At 66.3% G+C, this 20,624-nt stretch carries 18 protein-coding genes and 1 pseudogene; 10 read left to right on the plus strand and 9 right to left on the minus strand.

Annotated features, from left to right (window positions below; translation table 11 throughout):
- The first annotated feature begins 12 nt into the window (after positions 1-12).
- Positions 13-1,341, plus strand: coding sequence for a hypothetical protein (locus ACOCMM_RS01895; RefSeq protein ID WP_419551511.1), 1,329 nt, complete (start codon positions 13-15; stop codon positions 1,339-1,341).
- A 137-nt stretch (positions 1,342-1,478) separates the two neighbouring features.
- On the opposite strand, the gene ACOCMM_RS01900 is transcribed toward ACOCMM_RS01895, so the two are convergent.
- Both ACOCMM_RS01900 and ACOCMM_RS01905 read right to left on the minus strand, forming a co-directional pair.
- Complete coding sequence (locus ACOCMM_RS01900; protein WP_419551512.1) at positions 1,479-2,132, minus strand: HEAT repeat domain-containing protein; 654 nt, start codon at positions 2,130-2,132, stop codon at positions 1,479-1,481.
- Complete coding sequence (locus ACOCMM_RS01905; protein WP_419551513.1) at positions 2,129-2,308, minus strand: hypothetical protein; 180 nt, start codon at positions 2,306-2,308, stop codon at positions 2,129-2,131. The genes ACOCMM_RS01900 and ACOCMM_RS01905 overlap by 4 nt, the downstream gene beginning before the upstream one ends.
- A gap of 72 nt (positions 2,309-2,380) precedes the next feature.
- On the opposite strand from ACOCMM_RS01905, the gene ACOCMM_RS01910 reads away from it, so the two are divergent.
- From ACOCMM_RS01910 to ACOCMM_RS01925, 4 genes are all read left to right on the plus strand, one after another.
- Positions 2,381-3,607: a PDZ domain-containing protein gene (locus ACOCMM_RS01910; protein ID WP_419551514.1), complete on the plus strand. Its 1,227-nt coding sequence runs from the start codon at positions 2,381-2,383 to the stop codon at positions 3,605-3,607.
- Between the two features lie 172 nt (positions 3,608-3,779).
- The gene (locus ACOCMM_RS01915; RefSeq protein ID WP_419551515.1) at positions 3,780-5,015 is read left to right on the plus strand and encodes an acyltransferase family protein; all 1,236 of its coding nucleotides are present in this window, start codon (positions 3,780-3,782) and stop codon (positions 5,013-5,015) included.
- A 121-nt stretch (positions 5,016-5,136) separates the two neighbouring features.
- The gene (locus ACOCMM_RS01920) at positions 5,137-6,837 is read left to right on the plus strand and encodes a hypothetical protein (RefSeq protein WP_419551516.1); all 1,701 of its coding nucleotides are present in this window, start codon (positions 5,137-5,139) and stop codon (positions 6,835-6,837) included.
- Positions 6,834-8,495, plus strand: coding sequence for a hypothetical protein (locus ACOCMM_RS01925; RefSeq protein ID WP_419551517.1), 1,662 nt, complete (start codon positions 6,834-6,836; stop codon positions 8,493-8,495). Before ACOCMM_RS01920 ends, ACOCMM_RS01925 begins: the two co-directional genes overlap by 4 nt.
- Here ACOCMM_RS01925 and ACOCMM_RS01930 read toward each other — a convergent pair.
- Positions 8,492-9,445 (minus strand): hypothetical protein, encoded by a 954-nt coding sequence (locus ACOCMM_RS01930; RefSeq protein ID WP_419551518.1) that lies wholly within the window; start codon positions 9,443-9,445, stop codon positions 8,492-8,494. The genes ACOCMM_RS01925 and ACOCMM_RS01930 overlap by 4 nt on opposite strands.
- A 61-nt stretch (positions 9,446-9,506) precedes the next feature.
- On the opposite strand from ACOCMM_RS01930, the gene ACOCMM_RS01935 reads away from it, so the two are divergent.
- Positions 9,507-11,147: a hypothetical protein gene (locus ACOCMM_RS01935; protein WP_419551519.1), complete on the plus strand. Its 1,641-nt coding sequence runs from the start codon at positions 9,507-9,509 to the stop codon at positions 11,145-11,147.
- A 147-nt stretch (positions 11,148-11,294) separates the two neighbouring features.
- Here ACOCMM_RS01935 and ACOCMM_RS01940 read toward each other — a convergent pair.
- Positions 11,295-11,990: pseudogene (locus tag ACOCMM_RS01940) on the minus strand (HipA domain-containing protein); the annotation flags it as partial.
- 21 nt (positions 11,991-12,011) lie between these two features.
- A complete protein-coding gene (locus ACOCMM_RS01945; RefSeq protein ID WP_419551520.1) occupies positions 12,012-12,200 on the minus strand; it encodes a helix-turn-helix transcriptional regulator in 189 nt (62 codons plus the stop codon).
- 44 nt (positions 12,201-12,244) lie between these two features.
- On the opposite strand from ACOCMM_RS01945, the gene ACOCMM_RS01950 reads away from it, so the two are divergent.
- From ACOCMM_RS01950 to ACOCMM_RS01965, 4 genes are all read left to right on the plus strand, one after another.
- Positions 12,245-12,433 carry a hypothetical protein gene (locus ACOCMM_RS01950; RefSeq protein ID WP_419551521.1) on the plus strand — a complete coding sequence of 63 codons (189 nt, stop codon included), beginning with the start codon at positions 12,245-12,247 and terminating at the stop codon, positions 12,431-12,433.
- Between the two features lie 118 nt (positions 12,434-12,551).
- The gene (locus tag ACOCMM_RS01955) at positions 12,552-12,842 is read left to right on the plus strand and encodes a type II toxin-antitoxin system Phd/YefM family antitoxin (protein ID WP_419551522.1); all 291 of its coding nucleotides are present in this window, start codon (positions 12,552-12,554) and stop codon (positions 12,840-12,842) included.
- The gene (locus tag ACOCMM_RS01960) at positions 12,839-13,240 is read left to right on the plus strand and encodes a PIN domain-containing protein (protein ID WP_419551523.1); all 402 of its coding nucleotides are present in this window, start codon (positions 12,839-12,841) and stop codon (positions 13,238-13,240) included. Before ACOCMM_RS01955 ends, ACOCMM_RS01960 begins: the two co-directional genes overlap by 4 nt.
- Positions 13,241-13,505: 265 nt before the next feature.
- Positions 13,506-13,817, plus strand: coding sequence for a hypothetical protein (locus ACOCMM_RS01965; protein ID WP_419551524.1), 312 nt, complete (start codon positions 13,506-13,508; stop codon positions 13,815-13,817).
- A 69-nt stretch (positions 13,818-13,886) separates the two neighbouring features.
- On the opposite strand, the gene ACOCMM_RS01970 is transcribed toward ACOCMM_RS01965, so the two are convergent.
- From ACOCMM_RS01970 to ACOCMM_RS01985, 4 genes are all read right to left on the minus strand, one after another.
- A complete protein-coding gene (locus tag ACOCMM_RS01970; protein WP_419551525.1) occupies positions 13,887-15,188 on the minus strand; it encodes an ImmA/IrrE family metallo-endopeptidase in 1,302 nt (433 codons plus the stop codon).
- Positions 15,185-15,577 carry a hypothetical protein gene (locus tag ACOCMM_RS01975; protein WP_419551526.1) on the minus strand — a complete coding sequence of 131 codons (393 nt, stop codon included), beginning with the start codon at positions 15,575-15,577 and terminating at the stop codon, positions 15,185-15,187. The genes ACOCMM_RS01970 and ACOCMM_RS01975 overlap by 4 nt, the downstream gene beginning before the upstream one ends.
- A 277-nt stretch (positions 15,578-15,854) precedes the next feature.
- The gene (locus ACOCMM_RS01980) at positions 15,855-18,911 is read right to left on the minus strand and encodes a cell wall-binding repeat-containing protein (protein ID WP_419551527.1); all 3,057 of its coding nucleotides are present in this window, start codon (positions 18,909-18,911) and stop codon (positions 15,855-15,857) included.
- A 353-nt stretch (positions 18,912-19,264) separates the two neighbouring features.
- The gene (locus tag ACOCMM_RS01985; protein WP_419551528.1) at positions 19,265-20,440 is read right to left on the minus strand and encodes a tyrosine-type recombinase/integrase; all 1,176 of its coding nucleotides are present in this window, start codon (positions 20,438-20,440) and stop codon (positions 19,265-19,267) included.
- Positions 20,441-20,624 lie beyond the last annotated feature (184 nt).

Consider the following 20,624-nt stretch of genomic DNA (forward strand, 5'->3'; position numbering starts at 1 on the left):
CCGTCCGCAGCGGTGGCGTCCGCTGGGGTGGTGCGTCGGGCTGTCTTCTGGGCGACCGCATTGATGTTGCTGGCGGTCGCGGGCTGCTCGGGATCGCCTTCTGAACCAGAGCCAACGTTCCGGCCGCAACCGGCTCCCGCCGACGGCTTCGACGTAGGCACGTTGACCTTGGGTGTGTTGGTTGACCTGTCGGGCCCAGCCGCCGAGGCGGATCGTGCGGCGCTCGCCGGCGTGCGGGCCTACTGGGCTGGGGTCAATGCTCGTGGCGGGGTGGCGCAGCTGTACTCGGTCGAGTTGTCGGTGAGGGACCTAGGCGATGTTGAAGCGGCCGCTGCCGCGCTCGAGGGGTGGGACATAGCAGCGCTGGCCTACGTGAGCGCGGGCGTCGACACGGCCGAGCTCACCAGGCCTGGTCGCACCTCGTCCGGCGCTCCATCCGAAGTCTCGTCTGACGTCTCGCTCACGCACTTGCCCCTTCCGGCCGTGCCCGCGGTGGCCACGCTCGGCGGTGAGGACCTGGCCTGGGTGCTCACATCGACAACGCCGGTGGAGCTGACCACGGTGGCCCTGCTGGACCGATTCCGAGCGAGCGGTCCGGGGGCGACCTGGTGCGTCGTGGTGGACGGCTCACACCTGGGCAGTCAGGTTGCGGCAGCGGCCCATGTGGCGGGCGCGGCCCGTGAGACGGTGCCGGCGATGCTCGACCTCGACGTGGGCGAGATCGAGGTGCTCGACCTGTCTGCATCTGTGTTCGACGTCGCCGATGCGGTCGCCGACCGACGTTGCCGCTACGTCTTGGTCGAGGTTGCCGAGCCGAGGGCGACCGGTGTGCTTGAACAGCTGCCACCGAACCTGACCGTGGTGCGGCGCGCCACCCTGGCTGGCGAACTTGAACTGCCGGCGCAGGTAGAGCTGTTCATCGACCCGGCGCCGCCGTGGACGGCCGGCCAGTCCGCTGTGATGGACGCTTTCGCCGCCGACTGGGCAAGCTTCGCCTCTGGCTCGCAGCCTGTCTCGGGCACGCGGGCTGGATGGCTGTCGCAGCTGCGCCTGCACGCACTGCTGGAGGACGCATTCGCTGGCGGCGACGTGAGCCGTGAGCTACTGGTGGAGCTCTCCGGACTTGTCGAGCCGGTCGATCCCGATCGCAACACGCTGCCCGGCGTGGCCCGCCTCGGCATGGACATCTCCGAGCCGGTCGGCGGCGGTCCGTTGCGCACGCTCCGTCTCTACGGACGCAGCGACGTCGGCGCAGACGCCCGCGGACTGCGCCAAGTACTCCTCTACGACGCAACACGCTTCGTGGAGGAACTGCGAGACCGCCTCAGCACCCGCGGCTAGACGAGCTTGTGTCCCGTATGTCGGTGCATGGGAGTGGGGGCATCCGTGCTTCAAACAGATGCAGCGCTTCGTGCGCTGGCGGGTCGGCGGGTCAGCGGTCAGGCAGGGCAGGGCAGGGCACGAATCCGGCAGCGCTGTCAGTGGACAGGCACGCCGAGCAATTCGCCGGCGACGGCTCGCACCTGGCGGTCACGGTCCTCGAGCGCCGCTCGCACGGCGTCGACGGCACGGTCATTGTCGAACTGGTGCAGGCCTAGCAGCGCCCGGCGCCGGATCTGAGGACGATCCTCCATGGCGGCCAACAGGACTTCGAGCGCCATCGCCTGGGCAGCATCGGGGCCTGCGTCAGCATCCAAGCCCGCGGCAATCGCACCCAGCGCCGCGACAGCACTCTCACGGCACAGCGGATCATCGTGCCCACGGGCAACCTGGCACAGCTCCTCAACCGGCCTAGGATCCCGGTCACGCTCACCGAGCGCAGCCGCCGCAGCCTCCACGACTGACGCATCCGGATCGCTCAGCAGCCCCACAAGCTCGACCTCGACCGGTGCCAATTCCGCAGCACGGCACCGCACCGCCGCTGCCTCATCCCCCAGCGCCCGCCTGACCTGGGCGACCTGCAGCTCACCGCAGCGCGCCAGCGCCCCGAGCGCCGCCGCTCGCACGGCCGCCGCGCTGTCAGAAAGCAGCCGCTCGGCGACCGCAGCCTCGCCCCGGTGCCCGGCCACTACCGCCTCGAGCCGGCGTGCATAGGCATCGTCCGCCGCCTCGCCGAGCCCACCGCCACTCATCCGATGAGCGCTTCGAGCACGAGCGCCCCCACGGCCGCGCCAATGGCCACCAACGCCACCAGCGCCATAGCGCACAGAGCGGTGAACGCCGCCAAGCCGACAACCGCAACCAGCCTGCGCCAGATCGCTGTCGGCTTGTACGGCCAGCGTCCCGACTTCGTGGGCCCGAACTCCATGGGCCCAATATGCACCATTGACCGGCCGAACCGCGCATGGCCCAACAAGGGCGCATGGCACGCTGTGCGCCTGTGACCGATGCGTCCGGCGGTAAACCGGCAGACGAACCTGGCGACGATCCCCAAGAGGACGACGCAGATATCGGCTGGCGCGCACTGGCCGGGTCGCTCGACGACCCGGGTTTCGCCTCGCCGCCACCGCCTGCGGCCCCTGACGCCGACCCGAAGACTCCCGACGCCGCCGACGAGCCCGAACCCCACCCTGAACCCACCCCCTCAGGCCACCCGCGCCCCAGGCAGTACTCACGCGCAAGCATCACCGTCGTCATCGTGCAGATCGTTCTCGCGCTGCTGATCATCGGCGGTTTCACCACCCGCCTGCTCAGCAAAGCAGTCATCGCCCCCGGCGGCACGTCCGACATCGAGGAGTTCGTCCATGTCAACGACCACCCCGCCTACGCCTCCGACGCCTCTATCAGCCTCGTCAGCGTCCGCACCAGCTTCGGCCCGTCGCTGTTCGAAGTGATCGGCGGCTGGCTCGACGGCGCCCTCGAGGTCGTCGACATCGAGGACATCCTCGGCGAACGCACCATCGGCGAGAACCGGGAAGACGGCCGCCTCCAGATGGACCAGTCGACACAGGTCGCCGTGGCCATCGCGCTCGAGCACCTCGGCTACGAAATCATGACGCCGGTCGGCGCGCGAATCGAACGGGTCATGTCCGACGCCCCGGCCGAGGACGCCCTCCGCACAGGCGACATCATCCAATCGGTCGACGACACACCCATCATGACGGCGCAGCAGCTGTCCGAGACCATCAAAGCCAACGAACCCGGCACTCAAGCGGCACTCACCGCCCTCGACCCCGACGGTGAAACACGCACCGTCACCGTCACCCTGGCCGATCGTGACGGAGTCGCACTCCTCGGCGTCATCGTCACCACCCATGTCGAGTTCGCCGAGCTCCCCATCGACGTGACCCTCAACGTCGAGAACATCGGCGGCCCCTCAGCGGGCCTCGCATTCACGCTGTCGGTCATCGACGCGCTCACGCCCGAACCGCTCACCGGCAACCTCGATGTGGCCGCCACCGGCACCATCCACCACGACGGCACGGTCGGGCCCATCGGCGGTGTGCCCCAGAAATCCCATGCCGTCGTGCGAGCCGGCACCGATCTCTTCCTGGTGCCCGCCTCCCAAGTCGAAGAAGCAGTCGCCGTTGCCGAGCCCTCAGTCACAGTCGTCGGCGTCGAATCCCTCGAAGACGCCCTCGCGGCGATCGAAGCCAATCAATCCTGACCGTGCCCGAGCCTGAGCAGGGTGGTCTACAGGATCGTCAGGTTGGCCACGAACAGCGCCACGTCAACCACCCCTAGTGGAGCCACAGGTATGCTGCCGCGGGCTGCATCTCCGGTCGCACTGTCCAGATGGGGACCTCTTCGACTCGGTTCATCATGAGGCTTGGCTCATCGTGAAGACAGATCCCGACGAGCATCCGCCCACAGGCGAGCAACCGCCCCCCGCCGAACCAGACCGAACAGCCGCACCCGCAGACCCGGTGGGCCCGGAACGACCAGACATCCCTCAAGCACCACGCCGCGCCCGGTTCGCATCAGTCGACACCTTCCGAGGCCTCCTCCTCATAGGCATGGTCTTCACGCCCAGCACCGCCGTCGGCGACCACTTCGCCTTCCTGCGCCACGCCGAGTGGGACGGCATCACGATGAACGACTGGATCTTCCCGGCGTTCCTCGTCACCAGCGGCCTGAGCCTGTCGTTCCTGCTGCGAAACCCATCCAAACAAGCCACCTACCGCCGCCTGATCCGCCGCCTCATCCTCCTCGTTGTCCTCGGCATCGCCTACAACGCGTACGGCACGTCATGGTTCGACATCACGGACCTGCGCTTCACCGGCGTCCTGCAAATGATCGGCATCGCGGGAGCCTGCGGAGCGGCTGTCGTGCTCGCGAGCAGAGCGATGTTCGGCGAAGACAAGATGTGGCTGCTCATCGCCGTGGCAACCACCGTCATCTTCCTGTACGGCCTCGGCCTCGACCTCATCTCGTGCGAGCCGCTAGGTCGCTGCAGCCCGTACCTCAGCTTCGACTCCGCCGTTCTCAGCACCAACCACGTGTATCGGACTGGTCAAGCCGGATGGGATCCCGAAGGCCTGGTGCTCTCCGTCGCATCGTCGGCGTTCGTCCTCTACGGCTATTCGGCCGGCATGGTCATCCGGCGCATCGGCCAGACCGACCGGTCGGGGACGCTGCTGCGAATCGGCACGCTCGCCTCACTGTGCTTCTTGGCTGGACTCGCCGCATCTGCGTGGGCGCCCGCCAACAAGCGCCTGCTGACCCCATCGTTCGCCTTGCTGGTGTCAGGCACAGCGCTCGCTGTCGTCTGCATCATCTATCTGCTGATCGACACCAGCAACAGCCCCACAGGCGACAAGGTCCGGCGCCGCATCACTTGGCCGATCATCGCGTTTGGCCGCAACGCCATCATCGTGTACCTGTTCGAGCGTGTCCTGCTCCACGCCGGCAGATCCATCCACATCGGCGACAGATCGATCGAGACCCGGCTGATGGAGGACATCTTGCCGGTCGGTGCGCCAGCGGTGCACGAGGCGTACGCCGCCGTGATCGCGTGCGTCATTCTCCTGGTGGTCGGGACCCTGCATCGCCGCCGGCTGTACCTGGCGCTCTAGCCGTGAAGCACAACGTGTCACACATCGGCTGATGTCAACAACTCGTCCCCGTTCATCGGCCGCAACTGAACTCGACACGAATAGGCGCCGCCGACGATGGCTCCGTCCGACGTGGCTGGCCGTGCTCGTTGTCCTGCCGCTCGCCGGACTCGCACTGCAATCTGCAGACCGGCTCAGCATCTACCTCAATGCCGGCGCAACTGGCGCCAACCCGCTCGAGGCGGCACGGCGGGCCTGGCGCCTTACCGGGAACTACCTCGACGAGGGCAGCTTCGGCCCCATCGGCCGCTTCGTCGAGTTCCTCGTGCACGGCCTCGCCATCGAAGCGGGCGACGCCCTCAGCCTGGCACCGCACGCTGCTCTGGGCGCCGTGCGTCTGGCCATGGTGGGCCTCGTTGCCGTGCTCGCGTTCAAGCTGATCGAATCGCTGCAGCGCTCTGCGCACACACACGCCGACCCATCGTTCATCGGGCTGTACCCGCTGGCGCTCGCAGCTGCGCTGGTGGCAAACGGCCTCGGCGGGGGCCTCGCACAAGTCCCCCACACGTCCATCGGCGCTGTGGCGGTCGTGTTGGCAGTGGCGCTGGCAACCAGTCGCGACCGGGACATGGCCCCTCGACCGGTCGCCTGGCATGAGTACGCCTCCATGGCGGCCATGGGCGCAGCGGCAGCCGCGTTCGACGAGCTCGCCTACCTGGCCCCCTTCGTCGCGGCTGCCTTGTTGGCCGCCCGCAGCGTGGCCTCGGGGTTGCCACCGAGGAGAACTCTGCGTATCGCAGCAGTTCGCCGGTGGGTTGCGCTGTGGGCCGGATTCGCTGTGGTCTTCGTCCCTGCCCGCTTTGCCATCGCACAGCGCTGCGCGGCGGACTACGCCTGCAGCGACGGCTGGATCCTCAGTTTCGGGCCCGACGCCATCGGAGCTGCCGCGGCACGGCTGGGGTCGGCGCTGCCACTGGCAGGTTGGATCGCCAACAACGACCGCACCGATGCCGCCGGTCTGGACCTCGGGTTCGGGGAGGTGCTGGCCAACTCGATGCTCATCGTCGCGTTGCTGGTTCTGCTCTCACTGACGATCGCAGCAGTTCTGCAAGGGCGCCGCGAGACGCCCCCGGGCGACTCGACTGCCGGCCCCTCGCCTCGCCAGCTCATGCCCCGCCAACTCCGCCTCGCACTGGCTCTCGGCGGGTTCGGCGCGGCCATCACAGGCGCCGCCGCGCTGTACGCAGGTCTGTCGTGGAGGGTGCAGCAGCTCCCGTTCGGCCACGCCGTCAGGCAGGGATGGCGCGACACGCTGCTCGCCCAAGTCGGATGGTCGCTGATCGCAGCCGCAGTCCTCGCATGCCTCGACCTGTTTTTGCGCCGCCGCGCCGCACATGTACTGAAGCCAGTTGCGGCGCTCGCACTCGCAGTAGCTGCGGGCTTCACGCTTGTCGCGAATTGGCAGCTCGCCCAGATCGACCGGTACGACGAGACCGCGTCGGTCACCACCCTGATCTCAGCATCCACGGTGAACATGGGCCTCGCCGACAGCGCGGCCGGCATCGCAGAGCTGAACGATTGGCCCCTGCGCACCGACGGTGTCGACTACCCAGCGTCGCCGAGTGCCGTCCGCTGCCTGCTGCTGGAGGTCTACGCCGACCGCGAGGCGTCCGCTTCCGAAAGCCACATCGCCGCGGAACAACTCCGAGCCGACCTCAACCGAATCACGGCTGAACGCAACGGCGTGCCCTACTGCGACCAAGCAGCCGACCCCACGGCCGACCCGGCAGTCGCCTCCGCAGACGATCCACCCAGCACCACCCCCGAAGCGAGCGCCTCATGACGACGTTCACGAAGACCCGCACCGCGCAGACAACCCGCCGCAGCACCTTGCTCGTCACTGCGGGCCCAGCCGTGCTGGTCGTGCTTCCCCTGCTCGGCATGTCGCTCAAGTCCGACGAGCGCCTCCACCTCTTCCAACAGGTCTTCTACACCGACGTCAACCTGTTCGGCGTAGCGCAGTACGTCGAAGAGCGCATCTTCAACTTCTTGAATATCGGCAACTTCCGGCCGATCGGGCGATTCACCGAAGTGCTGGTCCACGGACTCGTCTTTGAGTCCGCCGAAGCGACGGGCCTTACCCCGCACGTCGTCCTCGGCGTGGTCCGTGTGATCGTGGTCGCGCTGCTGGCGGTGCTCGCGGCGAAGATGGTCGGTGCGCTGGTTCGCTCGGCTGGCGTCTCGGCCGACCGGTCACTCGTCAGTCTCTACCCGCTGGTGGTGGGCACGGTGGTGGTGGCGAACGGCATCATCGGCGGACTCGCACAGTTCCCGCATACGTTCATCGGGTCGGTCGTGCTCATCCTGGTGGCGGCGCTTGCAACCGCTCGCGACCGCGATCTCGAACCGCGTCCGCTGCGCAAACGCGAATACGCCTCGATGGCAGCGTTCGGCGCCCTGCTCGTCCTGTACTACGACGTCGCCTACTTGGCGCCCATCGTCGCAGCCGGCTTTCTTGCCGCCCGAGTGGCTGTCGCGCAGCTGCCGTTCCGAGCGGCTCTCGCCACGGCGGCGGTGCGCCGCTGGGCAGCACTGAGCGGCGGCTTTGCGGCCGTGTTCATTCCCGTCCGCATCGACATCGCCCGGCGCTGCGCACCGGGTGAGTGCTACTCCGCTTCGGACCTCAGCGTCTCGCCCGAGCTGTTCGAGACGGCGCTGCCACGCTTGGCGACGGGGCTGCCGCCGGTCGGCTGGGACTACAACGCCGAGCTCGCCCGCCTCTTCGGCGTCGATGCAGGAATCACCAGCCTCGCCACCAACGTGCTGCTGTTCCTCATGCTGGCCGCAATCGTGGGGTTCGCGGTCGCTGCTGTGGCCCGCGGATGGCGCCCAGACCCCGTCCCGGCCGTTGAGACATCCGCCGCCGACCAGCCCACCCCCGAACAACCCCGCGGAACCCACGCGCGCCTCGCTGCTGCGCTCATCGGGCTCGGAGCCTTCATGGCGGTCCTGTCCGCAACGCTCGCGGGGCTGTCGGCCTCGATGCAACGGCGTGATCTCCCGATCGGCGAGGCATGGCGAGAGGCGCAGCTGGCCCAGGTGGCCTGGTCGCTGATCATTGTGGGTTGCCTCGCGGCGCTCGACCTCGCAACGCGATCTGAACGCACGCGCCGGGCGCTGCGGGCGGCCGTAGCCGCTGTGCTTGCCATCGGCGTGGCGTTCACGCTGCTGGCGAATTGGAGGTTCGCCGAAGTCGACCGTCGCGATCCCACAGCGGCACTCACCAGCCTGATCGCAACGTCGACCATCCATGTCGACACCACCGAAACGGGCGACCAGATCCGCTGTGCGCTCTCGGGCGGATACCGCGAGGTGACGCCCGAGAAGGTGTGGATCACCGGCTGGCGGATGCGCAACGAACTCGATCGCTTCATGGGCGGGCGCCACGGCTTGGCGTACTGCTTCCCTCCGACGATTGAAATTCCCGAGCCCGGCTCCTAGCGGAACCGGATCCAGAAGTGCTGAATGCGATGAAACTCGATGTCTTGGCTCTCGTAGTCGCCGGGCCAGTAACCCGGATCGCCGCTCAGCAGCCATCCGTAGTGGACGGGGTGCCAGCCGACACGCGTGTTTCCCGAGATCTCGAACGCATCATGGAAGTGTTCGTAGGTCACCTCTTCGATGCGAGTCACGTTCGGGTCGTTCTCGCATGTCGGAGCGGCCTGATATCCGACGTCGAAGTCGGTGTTCCACAGCGCTTCGTGCATGGCGCCATGGTCGGCATGGGCGTAGTCGGAACAGCCGGGATAGGTGCCGTTCCAGTAGCCAGCGCCGATCAGGTTGTGGTTTCGCAACGTGTCGTTGATGCCCAGGGCGGTCCGGTTGTCACGGACCGTCGTGATCGCCCACTTCACCTCGTCGGCGGTCACATCGCCGTCGCCGAGGTTGAACCACACCACAGCGGCAACGTGCGATGTCCAGACCTCAGCAGTGAGATCGCTGACACAGTCGCCGTCGTCGAAGCGGCATACCTCGGTTCCCAAGGAGTCGAAGGGGCCCTTCACCCCTGCGTAGGTGAAGGAAGCCGGAAGCGCGCTGTCGGTGCGTGCCATCGCTTCCATGAAGCCGAAGAACGAGTTCGTGCGAGCGGACTCGCACGACGGTGTCCACTTGCCCTGCGGCCATGGATCCGGCGGTATCTCGCCAGTGCCTTCGTCGTATCCCGGCGAGCCGCAATAGAACGTCTGCTCACCCCTGTTCAGGACAATGAAGACCTTGTAGTTGCCAGTGGAGTTCTCGATGAGCGACCACGCTTGGATTTCGTCATCGGGGTGGGGCACCACCACATAGCTCATCTTGTTCGGACCGTTCGCGCCTGCCTGAAACGTGCAGGCTGCAAGAGCGGCGGCAACGGCGAGCACCATGATCAGCGTCGCTCGTGGTCGCTTCATCGCTGCTCCCAGCCTGGCCAGCACGCGGGCACACCCACGGTAGGCCCGGCATTCTGCTGACATGAGCTCGCTGATCCGGACCATCCGCCGCTGCTGTCGCTGGGTCCCGAGTGTGCTCGTGGTGCTTCCGCTCGCAGGGCTCGCATTCGTCGCGGATGAGCGCCGCAGCGTGTACTTGAGGGTGCTCACCAATGACGCGAACCCCTTCAGGGCGGCGATGGATGCCGCCCGCGGCACCGACAACTTCTTCTCGGGGGGGAACTTCCGGCCGGTCGGGCGATTCTGGGAGATGCTCGTCCACGGCTTCGTCTACGAAGCCGGGGAGGCCACCGCCGTAGCGCCTCACATCGTCCTGGGCGCGCTGCGCCTCACCTTGGTGGCGGTGATGGCTCTCGGTGCCACAGCGATGGTCTCGGCACTGGCGCGATCTGCCGGCGTGCAGCAGCACGCCTCGCTGGTGGGGCTGTACCCGCTGGCGCTTGGCGCCGTGCTGATCGCCAACGGCACCTCGGGGGCGCTCGCCCAGTTTCCGCACACGTTGATCGGTTCGGCCGTGCTCATTGTGTGGGTCGCCGTGGCGACGAGTCGCGACCGCGATCTACGAGCGAGACCGCTTCGCTGGCACGAGTACGCCGCCATGGTCAGCGCGGGAGCGCTCGCCGCGATGTTCTACGACCTGGCCTATCTGGCACCGCTCATCGCTGCGGTGTTCTTGGCGGCGCGCTGTTTCGCGTCGCGAATGACACTTCGGGCAGCGCTTGCCACGGCAGCAACCAGGCGATGGGTCGCTCAGGCGGCGGGCTTCGCGGCGGTGTTCGTTCCGATCCGCATCGCCATCGCATTCCAGTGTTCCGATGGCGGCTGCTATGAGGGCTCGGACCTCAGCCTGTCTGCGGACGCTTTCAGCACTGCTTGGCCGCGGCTGTTGACCGGTTTTCCGGCTGTCGGCTGGGACTTCAACGCCGATCTCGCCCGTGATGCCGGGGTGGAACTCGGGTTGGCCGATCTGGCCGCCAATGCCCTGATGGCGCTCGTGGTTGTCGGGATTGTCGTTCTGGCGGCGGCAGCAGCGTGGCAGCGTCCCGTCCCGGACACCTTGGCCACGTTGCACAGCAGTGAGGCGGCAGGGGGAGGAGCTGGCAGTTCGGGACGGCTTGCTGGTGTCTTGCTGCTGCTTGGCGGATCGCTGGCGGTGCTCTCAGCGTCGGTCGCCGGCCTGACGGCGTGGGCGCAGCAGCGTCAGCCTCCCGTCGGTCAGGCCTGGCGGGAAACGCTGCTCACCCAGGTTGCGTGGTCGCTGGTCATAGCGGCCGGCCTGGCCGTGCTCGACCTTGCCCTGCGCGGCCACGCCACCAACCGGATCGTGCGCAGCCTCGTTGCGGCCGCCCTGGTCCTCGCCATGTCGCTGACACTCCTTGCGAACTGGCGCTTCGCCGAAGTCAGCCGCCGCGATCCCGTTGCTGTGCTCACCAGCCTCACCTCGCTCAGTGCGGTCAACCTGGACGACACCCCAGGCGGCAATGCGGTGCGCTGCGCCCTCATCTCGGCGTACACAGAAGCGACTGCCGGCCAGCCGTCGTGGACAGCCGGGCAGGCCATCGGCGAGAACCTCAACGATCTGACGCTCGAGCGCCTAGGCATTCCCTTCTGCGACCCCAATCGGCCAGCGCCCGCGCCGCAATCCGTGCAAGACCCAGGCTGAATCACCGGGGTAGAGCACCGGTGCTCTCTTGAGGGCGCCGCCACGGTCGCGTTCCTGACAATCGCCATCACCGTCGCAGCCCTCGGTGCCTGATGGTGTGGCAGTTCAACGCCCTACGTGACGACGGCGCTGTGCCCTCATCTCGGCCTACACCGAGTCAGCCTCAGTCACCGTGCTGACCTTGCTGCATGTCCGCGACCGTAGGTACAGGCGCCGCAGCAGCGAGGTGACCGTCGGTCCGTCTTGGGACTCTGCCGGAAGCGCGCTGACGGATTTCTCAAACGCCGCCGGGATCAGCTCAGCGAGTTGTTCTGCGCGCTCGATCACATCCTCGGCGGGCATCCGCAATGCGTCGGCTGTCGCTTCCCACGCTGATCTGCGGTCTGCGCGCTGCAGGGTGTATCCCCGGCCGATGCGTTGTGGAAGGCGAAGCGTCTTGATCGCCTCGTCGTCCGCGGCGTACGGAAGCCCGCTGGCCAAGTCGTACAGCGGGGCGAGCCGGATGTCGCCGTCGTTGCCCAGCATCACGCTGTAGTTCTTTGCGTGTGCATCGGTGCCGGCGATCACCCAGTTGAAGATCAACGCGTCCCGGTACGCCTCGACGTCCTCGTCGGGAGATGATGAGTGCCAACGCAGCAGTGCTGATACCTGCTGGATGCCCGGCCCGCCTTTGACCTGGTATTTCTTCCGCGGCTCCACGCCGAGCGCTTGGCAGAAATCCTCTTGGTGCAGTCGTTCAACGGAACCGTTCACGAACGTGCGGTCATACCGCTCCACAACGACGGTTTGGATGCCGCCGATGGACAGCCACTCGGTCTTTGCGGCAGGAATGCCGAGGTGACGTGCTGCTGACTGCGTGCAGCGCTATAGGGGCGTTGCGTGACCGGCAGCGACAAGGAGACCGCCTTGGCCACGTTCGGCGGCGCTGATCGTGGCACGAGTCGTCTGAGCGCGTTCAGCGGCTTCGCTCTGGCTCAGCCCGGCGGCGCGTCTGGCGTCACGCAGTGCCAAACCGAGAGCCTCAGGCGTCAGGACGTCTCGTTCGCCTGGCATGCACGAAGAATATCAATGACAAATATTTTGGTCAATCACATTGTATGAGCAGAGCAAAGCTCCCAGCCTCAAGCCTGGGCGCACTGCGCGAAGCGGACCGCGCGGAGGCGGCTGCACTGCGCGAGGCGGACCGCGTCGAGCGCAAGGAAGACCTGCGGTCGGTCAAGGTGCACCACTACACCGTGATCGGGTTCATCGTGGCGCTGTTCGTCGCGAACCTGACGTTCCTGTAGGCCGCTCCGCTGCGGGACGAGGACGAGCTTCTGTTCGCCGTACAGCTTGAACCACGCTCCGCTCGGGGCTTGAACAAAGTAGCTACATGTTGCTTCATCGGCTGTTATGTTTGTCTTCATGCGGTCAGTCGGCATCAAGGTGCTCAACAGCCGACTCAGCGAGTACGTACGGCTGGCGGCCAGCGGCGAGACCATCCTGGTGACCGACCGCGACCGCGTCGTCGCCGAGATGGGGCCGCCGCAGCCGACCCGCAGCCCGCTGGTAGCAGATGCTTTCCTGGCAGATCTCGTCCGCAGCGGCGTGCTGAGACCAGGCCTGGTGGCGGCGACAGAGCCTCCGCCTTCGCAGCCGACCGCGCCGCTGAGCGAGATCCTCACGGACCTCGACTCGGCCAGAGCCGACCGGTGATCTACCTTGACACCTCTGTTGTGCTCGCCCAGCTATTCAGTGAGGACCGTGTGCCGCCCGAATCGCTGTGGGGCCACACGCTCGTGTCCAGCCGGCTGACCGAGTACGAGACCTGGACCCAGCTGCACGGGCGCGGACTGGCCGAATCCCACGGCGAGGCCGCTCGGGCGCTGCTGGGCCGGCTGGGACTCGTCGAGCTCGTGCCTGCGGTGCTCGCACGCGCGCTGGAGGCATTCCCGGGTCCGTCGAGCGTGCGCACGCTCGACGCCTTGCACCTGGCAACATGCGAGTTCTTGCGCGACGCAGGCCAAACCGTGGAACTCGCCAGCTACGGCCGCCGAATGAACGACACAGCCCGCGCCATGGGCGTCCCGCTCTTCCCCGACGCCGACGGCTGACACGCCGCGGCGCGGTTCAGCAGCTCGAATCCGCCGAGCTCGATCTCGGCCCCGGGGCTCCTCGCGTCCCGCCAGCACCCGTCCGTGCCCACGAGTACCCCGTACGCACCCAAAAAATGCCCTGAAAGCGCCCAAAACCGCGCCACGTCGGTGCGAGCCATCCCCGCCGGCGCTGCCACCCCAAGAACATGACACGCATGTTGGTCCTTGCCGACTGGGAACGGTCCTTGCGTTCGGTTGCACGCGGGAGGGCTGTAAACGATCGGTGGAATTTCGAGATTTGCATGCGAACGGTGACAAGCCGGTCGACTGCGCCCATGGCGGCTCGGGCAGCGTTGGCAGTGCGCTCGGCAGGGTCCTTGGCAAGCGTGATCGCAGCGAGGACTGGCGCAGCTTCGCCCGCGACATCGGCGTGGACGCCCGCTGGGCCGCCGAACAGATACAGCGCTTCGCAGCAAACACACCCGCTTGCCTACAAGCCGAGATCGACGCGCTGTCCCCCGACAACAGGTCCAGCGGCATCACCACCCGCCTGCTGGCAGCGATCACTCAACGCTGCGACTCCATCACCGCCTGAACGGCCGAACACACGCCCGACCGCAGCAAAAGTCAGCGCCGCCCGCCGCGATCTGTAACGCGACTTCGGTCACGCCGCCACGAGCTCGGCGATGCCGTGGTTCTCGATCTGGTGTCCGATCACGTAGGAGGACACGCCGAACTCGTCAGCAAGATCGGCGATGAGGTCCTGATCGACGAACTGAACGGTAATCCTCTCCGCCAAGCTCGCGGATGGGGCCAGGAACTCAGCTGCAAAGGCTCGGTTCCGCTGCTGCCGCTCAGTGTTGGCTCTCGTGAGCAGAGCGTCGTTGCTGGTTGTCAGCGCCTCGGCCAATGCACGGCAAAACAGAAATCGTTGACTGGTCTCCCCGGCCGCCCTCAACCCGAATGACACCGTCTGCGAGTCTCGGGGCCTCACCACTCCATCGATCGACGTCAGCGCACCCAGAGATTGGACGGGCCGGGTGGCCCGGTTCAGCGTCGCGACATCGTGGCCAATTGCCTCCGCTAGCTCTGCTGTCGTGGCGATGAGTTCACCGTTGAGGCCGAACACCTGACGGGCCCGCCGCGCCAGCTCATATCCCGCCTGCCACGGACGGCTCGCATGGTGAGGCAGGTCGCCCGAATGCAGCAGACTTGCCCCAAGCCGAACCTCATTGGGCACCGCCTGCTCCATGGCCTTGTGGATCGCGGTGCACGCCGCCAGCGGCTCGTCGGGACCCAACGCGGGCAGAGCTTCCTCTCGCAGATCGCCCAGCAACTCTCCGACCTGCAGCACGAGGCTCTTCTGCGGCTCGTCAAGGTCGTAGGGATCCCTGCCGAGTCCTGCCGCGGTCGCGCAGAACGCCAGCTCGTCGGCATCAGTGGCCTCGATGGCCGCCCACTCTGACTGCAGATGCGTGGCGGTGATGCCGCATGCCGCGAGTCGACTCACCACCATGTCAACGAAATCAGAACAGTCCTGCACGAACTGGTCACGATCAACCGTTATCGAGCCGCGACTTCGAAACTCGAGCTCGTTCCACTCCGACATCCGGTCGCTCCATACGATGTGCGTCAGTCGGCCAGCCGAGCTGAATCGCACATCGGGGAAGGCGTAGCCCTCTGCACCGGTCACCAGACTGTGGCGCTGAGCGAACGCCCGATCAGTTCGGTTGAGGAGATTCTCTGCCTCATAGGCGAGGAACCACCAATTCGACACCAGCCATTCGGCCATGGGATAGAGAGGGACATAGACAGCGTCACGCAGTGTCCGCGCTCGCTTGTCGTCAACCCGGGTCAGCACCGCATTGTCGGCTTGAATGCGTAATGAAGCGAACGTTGCTGCCAGTTCCGGACCCTTGATGCCGGTGCCATCAAGCCATTCGACATCGAAGCGCAGTGCGTTCATCGGGGCCTCTCCATGTGCAGGGGCCACTCGTCTGGCCTGAGCGGGTAGCCCTTGTACGAACCGTCGCCCTTGTTGACGAGCCGCGCTTCGAAAACCGTGTCGTCCAGTCGGTGCCACGCATAGCGCGGGTAGCCGTCTTCCCATGGCCCACCGGTCGAGCCAGCGCGCACGGCGGAACGAAGCCAATCCGTGACCACTTCGGCGTCGTTGTGCTCCCGGGGGCAGATGGACGCGTCGCTGCGAGGACGGGGGTGGCCCGCGAATGTCGGCATGTCCTTGTGCTCAGGGCTGCCGACGTAGCGAACACGGTCTGCCAATGCGTCCAGATCGGTGCCTGGCGGGACGATTCGAGTGCGTTGCCGGGGACGTTGTCGATTCGGTGACCGCATGGTCAAAATGCTACGAGACCGCTGTCCAGGCCGCGCTTTGCGAACCCGATCGGCACCGAGCACAACGGTGGTTGAGGGAGTCAGCCAGCGGTTCAGTGCTTGTGTCGGCGTTCCTAGCTGATGGGCTTCAACTTCCACAGGGTCAAGTGCCAACAGCGACGAGGGCGGAGTCGCGAGGAGCCCCGGGGCCGAAACCCCGGGGCTCCTTCTCAGTTCTTGCTGACCCGATCGGGCGGGCAGGCCACCCGACCGTTCAGTTCAACTCTGCAGCTAGCTCCTACTGGGGAGCCTTCACGCTGCTGCTGCGCCCGATACGGACCTGCGAGCGAGTGTTCATGCTCTCATCAACCTTGATGGTTGTGGTCGCGTCGTCTGCGTAGCCAAGGGCGACCGGCGCAACTGCCGCACGAGCGTCAGTCTCGACCTCCGTCGTGTTCGGGTCGTCGGTGACTTCCGAAGCGCCCGCCGCTGTGGTCACGAGGTCACGCAACGCCGGCAGCATGATCGCCGAACTCGTCGTCGCCTCATAGCGGACAGTCGTCCCAGGGTCCGAGAACACATAGTTGTTGTCGGCACTCTCGTCCGTGTCCGCCGTACCCGGGTCATCGGGCGAGTTATCCAGCGCTGCCAAATTGAGATCAGCTCGCACCTCGTCGGTCAGGCCATGGTTCGGGGACGTGGCGTCAGCTGCTTGAGCGTCGACGACTCCAGCCTTCCCGGCGCGTTCAGCCGTTGCAGCCAGAATGTCTTCGAGCAGCTCGTTGTTCTCGGTGCCACTCAAGCCGGTTGCGCTGATGTAGGCGTTGAACGTCACCTGGATCGCAACCTTGGTCTCGCCGCCAGCCAACGCACTGATCGACCACGCGGCGCTGTCATCGGCCAAATCACCTCGCACGGGACCGCCGCGGACGAGGGTCTCGATGCTCAGCTCCTTCTTGGTCGCAGCCGAACCGCACTTGCCAACGTTGTCGCCGGTGATGGTGTCAGGGTCGGTGTCGACCTTCACCTCGAACATCGCCGCGAAAGCACTGTTGGCCTCGAGTTCAGCCGCCAGATCGCCGAACGTGGCCTTGCCGTTGATGAACCGCACGAACACGGTCCGATCGCGGCTGTTGACCCGAACATCGATGTCGAGGTCCTTCTCGTCGTCGTAGCTGCTGGTCTTGTCGAACACGACCGACCACAGGTTGCCGACTGCACCAGCAGCGGCACCGTCAGCCTTGGCAGCGATCCAGATGTCCGGAGCGTCGATCGAGCTGTCGTCGGGAGTGGTTGCATCGCCGTCGTCGGGCGCTGTGCCAGCACCACCAGTCAGGCTGTGAGGCACCGCAGCCGCAGCTTGCTTGCTGTGGTTCAGGTTGCTCATCAGCACCGATGTGATGCGCGGGGTCGCCTGCGCCTTGATGGCCGTGAACGAGCGCTGCAGGTTCTTGTTCTTGTTCGGGGATGTGTCCACGATCGCACCAGCAGCAATGGTCACACGGTCACCAGGAGCCAGATCGGCCGCTGTGCCGGTGGCGTCGCCGTTCGCATCGGTGGTCTGGAAGTCCAGGTGGCCGTCGGCACCGATGACCACAGTCTTGGTGTCGCCTGCGGTGGCATTCCGGATCGTGACGATCGGGTCTTCGCCGGTTGCTGGCGCAGCGAGCCGCGGGTCACCCTCAGAGACGGTGACTTCAGCCGTATCGCGGCCAGCAATCATGATGACGCTGATCGTCGGACGTGTCCGGTCTGCCGGTGGCGCAGCGATCGTCACCGATGTCGCACCAACCTTGCGCTGGTCAGCATCAGAGCCGAGCTTCGCTCCGGCCACTACCGAGACGGTGTCGCCGGCCTTCAGCTTGTTCGACAGCTTCACAGTCACCGTGTCGGGGTCGCAAGCGCTTCTGGCACCCGCGCCGTGATAGACGTCGTCCAGCCGTGCCGGGGCACCGTTGATCTCGAGAATGTCGCGGATCGCGTCTGCCAGATCGGTGTTGTCGACGTTGTCGCTGAAGTACAAGACGATCTTGTCGTTGTCGACCTGAGGCGCGTCGTCCGCGTTCATCTTCTTGTCTTTGTTGACGTCCATACGGTCGTCGGGCGTAACGTCATCGTCGAGGGCAGTATCGGAGTCCTCGCCGCCGTTGCCGATTTGCACTGACAGGGCATCAGCCGAAGCTGCTGCCGCAACTGCGGCCTGCATCACGCTGTCGCTCACAGCAGCAGTGCCGCCGATCGCCACGATTTCCAGGTTCAGCTTGCCAGCGGCCGTTGCTTCTGGCGTGGCAGCCAGGTAGTCGCGCACCGCTGCGGGCAGTGTGTCGCCCACAATCAGCATCGGGACCAGGTCGCCGTCGTCATAACCGGCGGAGGTGCTCGAAAGCACCGGTGCAGCTGCGACGCCGTCGGGCAGGCCGTCCTGGCTCACCAGCGCAACCGTGTCAGCTGACGTCGGCGCAAGGTCGTCCTTGCAGTCACCGGTCAGCAGTCCGGCCAGCTCGACCGAGGTGCCTGCTGGTGTGTCGCCAGCGATGCGGTCCACGGTGTCAACGCCAGCGTCGCTGAGCGCGTTGGCGACGTCGTCGGAGACGGCATCGGTGCCGCCCACGATCACGACATGCTCGATGTCCTCAGCCTCGATGAAGTCCGCAGTTGCCATCGGCAGCTCTTCGGCTGCGGTCAGCAGCAGCGGCAGCTGGAGACGGTGAGCGATCGGGCCGACCATCATGGCATCGACCAGCGACACGTCGCCGCCGTTCGTCAGCAATGCCGCCGGATCCTCGCCGCCGCACCATGCGGCGCCGCCGCCCAGCTCCGCTGCTGCAGCAGCAGCGGTCGCGTAGCGGTCCGAACCCGCGATGCGGGACACCGTAGGCTCATTCACGAGTGCCTCGATGTCTTCGGCCACCATGTCGGACACTGCACCAGCGCCGCCCAGGATGTAGACGGTGCCGACGCCGTAGTCCTCGATGAAGTCGGCCACGCCGCCGTGCAGGCTGTCGCTTGGCGTCAGCAGGATCGGCGCATCAAGGAAACCGGCAAGACCGGCAACCGACACTGCGTCAACCAGCGCCCGGCCCGATGCGACGAACACGCTCGGAACCCCGCCAAGGCCCGTGGCATCGCCGAAGTTGTTCGCAAGACGAAGCGAAGTGTCGTAACGATCACGGCCGCCGAACTCCCGCACCATCGGGGTATCGGCGTCGTCGTCGTGATCGACGAGCGCTTCGCTAGATGTGTTTGCGGCGTGGGCTGGGGAGCCCGCTACGACCGCAAGCACCGATGCCATGAGCATCGCCGCCAGGATCGCTGCGAGAGAGCGCCTGCCCCGCCGCCTCTGAGTGGTAGTCAAGGTTCTGTTTCTCCCTGTTCTGGGTTCTCCAAGACGGGAAGTTTTCCCGTCTACCTAGTCAAACCCTGCGTCGCCGCAGTTTGTGACAACGCCGACTCGTCGGTGGGCCCAGCGGTGCGGTATCCCGCGTGGCGAAGCCCGCGCGTTCTGAGTCAAGCGCTCGGTGCAAAGCAGTGTACAGACGGGCAGCCCGGTGTGATAGGGCGTATTTTGGCCGATCTTCTCCCGCTCTTGTCGGTGGCTGCGCATTCTGCATTACATCGATGAACACGAACGGATCAGACGATTTCCTGGCTCATGAGCATGGGGTGGCTCTCAACGTGATCGTCCGCCGTGGGACAGCAGAGCACCCTCTATTTCTTCGCACGAGAGGAGCCGCGCTTTGGCGCGATGAAGTCGGCCCAGGCGGCCATGAGCACACGCCGCTGTTCGAACAGGTCGCCGCGCACATACGCGGACTCGGTGCTGTTGCCCACGACATGGGCGAGTGCAGCCTCGCTCACCGCCCACGGTGTCGAGGTGGCCTCGATGGCCCAGGTCTTGAACGACGACCGGAAGCCGTGCACGGTGCAGTCGAGCTCGTTGGTGCGCAGCAGCTTCAGCAGTGTCTGCCAGCTCAGCGGATGTCCGGACTTGAGCGGTGAGGGGAAGACCAGCCCAGACCCGTCGTCCAGTCGGCGGGCGCCGTCGAGAGCCTCCAGCGCTTGGGGGCTCAGCGGGACACGGTGCTCAGTGCCTGATTTCATGCGTTCGTCGGGGATGCGCCATGCTGCGTTGCCTTCGTCGATCTCGGGCCACCGGGCACCGCGGGCTTCGCCTGACCGTGTTGCGGTGAGCGCAAGGAACCGAAGACAGAGCTTCGCAGCCTCGCTGGCGCCCGATGAGGTCAACTTCTCGAGTGCGCGGGGAACGTCCCTGTAGTCGAGTGCCCGCTGATGGCGGCGGATCCTGGGAATCGGCGGGAGGGCCGCTTCGATGCCGTCGCCGGCGGGATTCGAGGGAATGTGCTCATACAGCGCCATGGCATAGGCCAGCACTTTGCGAATCCGCTGGCGGACTCGGCGAGCCGTGGCGGGCTTGTCCTGCCAGATGGGGTGCAGTACCGCCAGGACGTCGGCGCGGGCGATGCGGTCGACAGGCAGATCCTGCAGCGGAGCGGCGTGGCGCCGCAGCGAGTCGAGCCACTCCTGAGCATGACGAGCGTTGCGCCAGCTCGGCTCGTTGAGCGCATGAACCGCAGACGCTGCCTCCGCGAAGGTCAGCACATCGCGGGCGCGTGGCGCTTTCGCCGGGCGATCGTCGGCAGCATCGGCACGCAGCCGAGCGGCCTTCTCGCGGGCATCTTCGAGGCCGACCGCCGGGTAGGGGCCCAAACCGATGTCCCGGCGCTTGCCGTCGACGGAGATCCGGGCGATCCACGAGCGCCGACCTGAGGGCTTGACCACGAGCGTGAGCCCGCCGCCATCGGCGTGCTTGCCCGGAGCGGCAAGTTCGACCTCTGATGCGATGAGCCGCCCGGTTTGTGCCACGGAGTTGCCCTGACTGTTCCCCACCTCGGTACCCCAAGAACTAGGGGGTCCAGAGTCCCAAAGGGGGTCCAAACCCGCGCGAACTATCAATTTCCCTGCCGACCGACCTGCGGCTTTAGGAGCCTCGTTCCACGAGATGGCTCATGAATGCGTGGAACAGGGAGAAACAACACCTTGACTATTC

Source organism: Candidatus Poriferisodalis sp. (genome assembly GCF_965198245.1).
GTDB lineage: Bacteria > Actinomycetota > Acidimicrobiia > Acidimicrobiales > Poriferisodalaceae > Poriferisodalis.